Here is a 5546-nt window from a genome sequence, read left to right on the forward strand (position 1 = left end):
AGTGCCAGGATATGCTTTTGCTTGAAAACCCGACTTCGCACATAGAAGGGGATCTAATTAAGGAGGAACTAATTGCCAGTATGTTGGAGATGGTAGGTAAAGAGGAGCGGCAAAAGAAATTAGTTGCCTTTCGGCACGAGGGTAAAGTTATGGTCTATGATCAAGAAGCTTAACAGGAGGTTAACGTGAATATATTATTTATCGGTGATGTAGTCGGGCGACCAGGACGGCGAGCAGTACGTAGGTTAGTTCCTAGTCTCCGTCAAGAATACTCGGTTGACTTAGTAATTGCTAATGGTGAAAATGTCGCTGGAGGCGCAGGCATCACTTCGGAGACGGCTCGCGAGTTGTTTGATGCCGGCGTTGATTTTATAACTACGGGGAACCACGTGTGGGATAATAAAGAGGTATTTTCGCTATTGGAAAATGAAAGTCGGATAATTAGGCCCATTAACTACCCTCCGGGCTGCCCAGGCCAAGGATATGCTATCATTACAAGCAACATGGGAATTCCCGTTGGTATTATTAATGCCTCGGGAAGAACATTTTTGCCTAGCTTGGACTGTCCGTTTCGTGCATGCGCAACTGCAGTTGACGACCTATATGGTGAAACCAAGAACATAATTATCGATTTCCATGCGGAGGCAACATCGGAGAAGCTTGCCTTTGGGTGGTTCATGGACGGAAAGGTATCTGCGATCATAGGAACGCATACGCATGTTCAGACTAATGATGCTCGAATCCTTCCCCGTGGAACTGCATACATTACGGATGTAGGTATGACTGGGCCCAGGGACTCAATTCTTGGTGTTAAGGTGGAGCCGGTAGTAGCAAAGTTCTTAACCGGGTTGCCACAACGCTTTGAGGTAGCCAAGGGGACTGTAGAGCTAAACGCAGTTGTAGTTGAAATTCTAGATGGCAGCTGTCAAGCCAAGCGGATTGAGTCATTGAAATGCACTTTTGATTAAGGAAAGATCTTGGTGGCCGTGGCATACAGAAGAAAGGCGCAGATTAATATTTGTACAAATTGTGTCAAAATACGTTAACTAGAAAAGGACTTTACAAAAGTTTCAAGAATCGGATCCTAGGTTGGTTTAATCAGTCTAAAGTCTAAGAAATAACACAAGGGAGAGGTTGGAGTTGGTAGAGGTCTTAAAGGTGTCCGCAAAATCAAGCCCTAACTCTGTAGCCGGAGCCCTGGCCGGCGTGATTCGAGAAAAGGGCGTAGCAGAAATCCAGGCTATTGGTGCCGGGGCTCTTAATCAAGCCGTAAAGGCCGTGGCAATTGCCAGAGGTTTTGTTGCTCCCAGCGGATTGGACTTGGTATGCATACCAGCTTTTGCCGATGTTCAGATTGAAGGTGAAGAACGGACAGCCATTAAATTAATTGTAGAACCTAGGTAGTTATTTATTTAACTATTGCCTGTGGAGGTTTGACCCGGCTTAGTGGTAGTTGTAAATGACAATACCACGTATGTGGTTGATGCCCACTGCGATACCTTGATTAGGCTAAAGACCTATGGATTGGATAAGTTTGCCGAATCCCCGAACCAGATATGCGTCAGCCTTCCTCGATTGCGACAAGGTGGAGTTCGGGTGCAGTGGTTTGCTGTATTTGTCGAAAGCGAATTTGCGTATGGCATGCCTCTTCACCGTTCACTCGAACTCGTCGACCTATATTGGCGCATGGTTAAAAATTATAGTAATGACCTAATGCCTGTGAATAGTAGAGAAGATATAGAAAGAATGATGGCCCTAGGCCGAATCGGTACCATTCTAAGCCTCGAGGGCGGAGAAGCATTACAGGGAAGCCTGGCCATCCTTCGTAACTTCTACCGGCTAGGAGTTAGAAGTATATGTTTGACCTGGAACCGGCGCAATTATCTGGGCGATGGAGTTGGGGAAACTGGTCAAGGGGCTGGGCTTAGTAATTTCGGTAGGGCAGTCATTAGGGAAATGAATGCTCTTGGGATGATAATTGATGTTTCCCATTTGGGGGAAAGAAGCTTTTGGGAGGCAATTGAGCTAAGTCAATCGCCAGTAATTGCCTCGCATTGCAACTGTAGAGCCTTAGCGGACCATCCCCGCAACCTCACTGACGAGCAAATCAAGGCGATTGCGGAGTTAGGGGGAGTGATAGGAGTGACCTTTGTACCCGAGTTCCTACACACCTCTGCTCCGAATCTTGAGCATGTATTTGAGCATATCGATCACATTTGCCAAGTTGCTGGCCCCAATTGCGCAGGCATTGGGTCGGACTTTGATGGTACTGACAATTACTTACCCGCTTTACGAAGCCCTGCCAGTTTTGGCCTTTTGGAAGAGGGGTTAAAAAAGCGCGGTTATAGTCAGACTGATATTGGTAAAATCTTAGGTGGGAATTTCTTGCGAGTATTGTCTCAAGTCTTACCAAGCGATCAGATCCAAGGTGTGCCTAATGCTGGTTGACCTTCACGTGCATTCTACTGCCTCTGATGGATTATATTCTCCAGCGGAAGTAGTTGAGAAAGCCAAAAAGCGGAAATTGCCCGCCATAGCCATCACAGACCATGATACGGTAGATGGCTTGCAGGAAGCCCAGAAGGTAGCTTCTCAAGTCGGGTTTACCCTAGTACCGGGGATCGAGCTAAGCTGCGAGTGGGGAGCATCCGAAGTACACATCTTGGGATATTATATTGAGTCCGATGACAATGCGCTAAACCGACGTTTAGAACAGCTTCGAAAAGAACGCCGCCAGCGCGCAGCCCGTATATTGGAGCAACTGTCTGCCGCTGGTTATCCCCTAAGCCTTGAGCAAGTAACCAAATTCGTTTCCGGCAATGTGATAGGAAGACCGCACATTGCTCAGGCCATGGTTGAGAAGGGATACGTGCAGTCGGTGGCCGAAGCTTTTGAAGAATTTCTGGTCCCGGGCAAGCCGGCTTACGTCCCTAGGGCTAAACTGAGCCCAGTGGAAGCGATTGAACTGATCACTGGCGCCAACGGAATACCAGTGATGGCCCATCCAGGAATATCCAAGGTCAATGCGCTTATTAAGGATTTGGTTGATGAAGGTTTGAAAGGAATTGAGGTCTATTACCCGGATCACTCTCCCCATGACATTGCTTATTACCTTGGCTTAGCCCGGGAATACAACCTGCTGGTGACGGGCGGCACCGATTTTCATGGCCCGTTCCGTGGCCCAAAAGATTGCGAAATAGGCGATTTTGGTGTTTCGGTCTCTAGGCTGCAAGAACTCCGGGCTGCGAGATCCAGTATGGTGGCGCTAAAGGATAGGCACGCAAGACAATAAATATGCTATAATAACGCCAAGCTATACTTCGGTAAGGGGATATCCATTAATGCCATGGACAAATAAGTTTTCCAGAGAAGGACTTAGTTTCGATGATGTACTGGTAGTGCCACAGGAATCTGATGTTCTCCCAAGTGAGGTTGATACTACTACTTATTTGACCCCTAAGATTAAGCTCGGCATACCAATTCTTAGCGCCGGAATGGATACTGTCACTGAGTCCAGACTAGCTATAGCAATTGCCCGCGAAGGTGGATTGGGAGTCATTCATAAGAATATGACCGCCGAACAACAGGCCAGTGAGGTTGACCGGGTCAAACGGTCTGAGCATGGAGTTATTACTGACCCCATATCGCTAGATCCTAACCAAACCATTGCCAAAGCCGTGGAAATAATGGAGCATTATCACATCTCCGGGGTTCCAGTAACTGTTAACCAGCGGCTAGTGGGTATCATTACTAACCGAGACATTCGTTTTGAAGAAGATTATAATAAACCAATTCGCGAGGTAATGACCAAAGACAACTTGGTAACAGCCCCCATAGGTACTTCTCTAGAACAGGCTAAAAGAATACTGCAAGAGCATAAGATCGAAAAGCTTCCGTTGGTGGACGAGCACTTCAGGTTACGAGGGCTAATCACTATCAAAGACATAGAGAAAGCACGTCGCTATCCCAATGCCACCAAGGACCATAAAGGACGGCTGCGGGTTGGGGCAGCCATTGGGGTTGGCCCCGAAGCTTTAGCTCGGGCCGGGCTGTTGGTGGATGCTGGAGTGGATGTGTTGGTCATTGACACTGCTCACGGTCACTCAAAGCGCGTAATTGAAACCCTAAAAGAAATCAAGCGAAATTTCCAAGATACCGAGGTAATAGCAGGCAACGTTGCCACTGCCGAGGCTACGTTAGCATTAATTGAAGCAGGGGCATCAGCAGTAAAGGTGGGGGTCGGACCAGGCTCAATTTGTACTACCAGAGTTGTGGCCGGGATTGGTGTTCCACAGATAACTGCCATTTACGACTGCGCGGTTGCAGCCAAGAACCAAAACATACCCATCATTGCTGACGGCGGCATTAGATATTCTGGTGACATCGTTAAGGCGATTGCAGCTGGTGCCAATGCGGTCATGATTGGAAGCCTTCTGGCAGGGACCGAAGAGAGCCCGGGAGAAATCGAGATATATCAAGGTCGCAGCTTTAAAGTGTATCGGGGAATGGGATCGATAGCGGCCATGAAGAAAGGATCTAGCGACCGCTATTTCCAGGAAGGAAGCAACAAGCTGGTTCCGGAAGGTATCGAAGGCCGAGTACCATATAAAGGTCCACTGGCAGAAACTATCTACCAGCTAGTGGGCGGTTTGCGGGCCGGAATGGGGTACTGCGGAACAAAGACCATATCCGAGCTACAGACACAAACCAGGTTTATCAGAATCACCTCCGCCGGCTTAAGAGAAAGCCACCCCCACGACGTAATCATAACCAAGGAAGCTCCTAATTACACCATTTAAATGCTTGGGCAGAAGGGGCAGAGTGGAGTGACTCGGTTTTTATTGTGGGATCTGGACGGAACTCTACTACCTGCGGATAGTGAACTATTGATTCGAGAATACTTAACCCTGCTGGCAAATGAAGTGTCGTTCCTTGTGGACCCCAAAGTGTTCATAACTGAATTGCAGAATGCAACCTGGAAAATGATAACTGGTGGCAATGGCTTAGAAACTAATGAAACCCTCTTTTGGAAAGAGTTCATACCTCGAATCAACCTTAAACGGTCTGCGCTTGAGCCATTACTCAATCAGTTCTATCAACAGAAATATAATTTGTTGGCTTCCTTAGTCAAGCCTAGCCCAATGAGCTTGCGGTGTATTGAGGCAGCTATTGAGCATGGTTATGTAAACGTGCTAGCCACAAACCCGGTTTTTCCACTGGTAGCCTTAAAACAGCGGCTAAAGTGGATAAACCTGGATGAAAGTCATTTTGCTTTGATTACTAGCCTCGAGAACATGCATTACTGCAAGCCTAAGTTGGAATACTATGCTGAAATCTTAAGGCTTTTAAAAGCCGAACCCAACCAATGCTTAATGATCGGAAATGATGTAGACGAAGATCTTGTGGCAGGGAACTTGGGGATGGCTACTTTTCTTCTCGAAGGATATGTCCTGAACCGCAATTGTATTAGTCCCCGCTCAACTTACCAGGGTACGTGGGATGACCTGTACGCCCTAATTACACAAAGGGCTTTCAAGGAGTATTAA

At 47.4% G+C, this 5546-nt stretch carries 7 protein-coding genes; all 7 read left to right on the top strand.

Annotated elements, in window-relative coordinates; translation table 11 throughout:
• The coding region (locus tag H5U02_13625; protein ID MBC7343461.1) for a hypothetical protein at positions 1-173 on the top strand (173 nt) is incomplete at its 5' end.
• A 12-nt stretch (positions 174-185) separates the two neighbouring features.
• On the top strand, positions 186-968 hold the full coding sequence (locus tag H5U02_13630) for a TIGR00282 family metallophosphoesterase (GenBank protein MBC7343462.1): 783 nt from the start codon (positions 186-188) through the stop codon (positions 966-968).
• A gap of 172 nt (positions 969-1140) precedes the next feature.
• Positions 1141-1404 carry a stage V sporulation protein S gene (locus tag H5U02_13635; protein MBC7343463.1) on the top strand — a complete coding sequence of 88 codons (264 nt, stop codon included), beginning with the start codon at positions 1141-1143 and terminating at the stop codon, positions 1402-1404.
• A 42-nt stretch (positions 1405-1446) separates the two neighbouring features.
• Positions 1447-2448 (top strand): membrane dipeptidase, encoded by a 1002-nt coding sequence (locus tag H5U02_13640; GenBank protein ID MBC7343464.1) that lies wholly within the window; start codon positions 1447-1449, stop codon positions 2446-2448.
• Positions 2438-3292: a PHP domain-containing protein gene (locus H5U02_13645; protein ID MBC7343465.1), complete on the top strand. Its 855-nt coding sequence runs from the start codon at positions 2438-2440 to the stop codon at positions 3290-3292. Before H5U02_13640 ends, H5U02_13645 begins: the two co-directional genes overlap by 11 nt.
• A 49-nt stretch (positions 3293-3341) precedes the next feature.
• Positions 3342-4799 (top strand): IMP dehydrogenase, encoded by a 1458-nt coding sequence (gene guaB, locus H5U02_13650; protein ID MBC7343466.1) that lies wholly within the window; start codon positions 3342-3344, stop codon positions 4797-4799.
• A gap of 27 nt (positions 4800-4826) precedes the next feature.
• Entirely contained in the window at positions 4827-5546 is a 720-nt protein-coding gene (locus H5U02_13655) for an HAD family hydrolase (GenBank protein MBC7343467.1), read from the top strand.

The sequence above is a fragment of the Clostridia bacterium genome (assembly GCA_014360065.1).
GTDB lineage: Bacteria > Bacillota > DSM-521 > Neomoorellales > JACIYF01 > JACIYF01.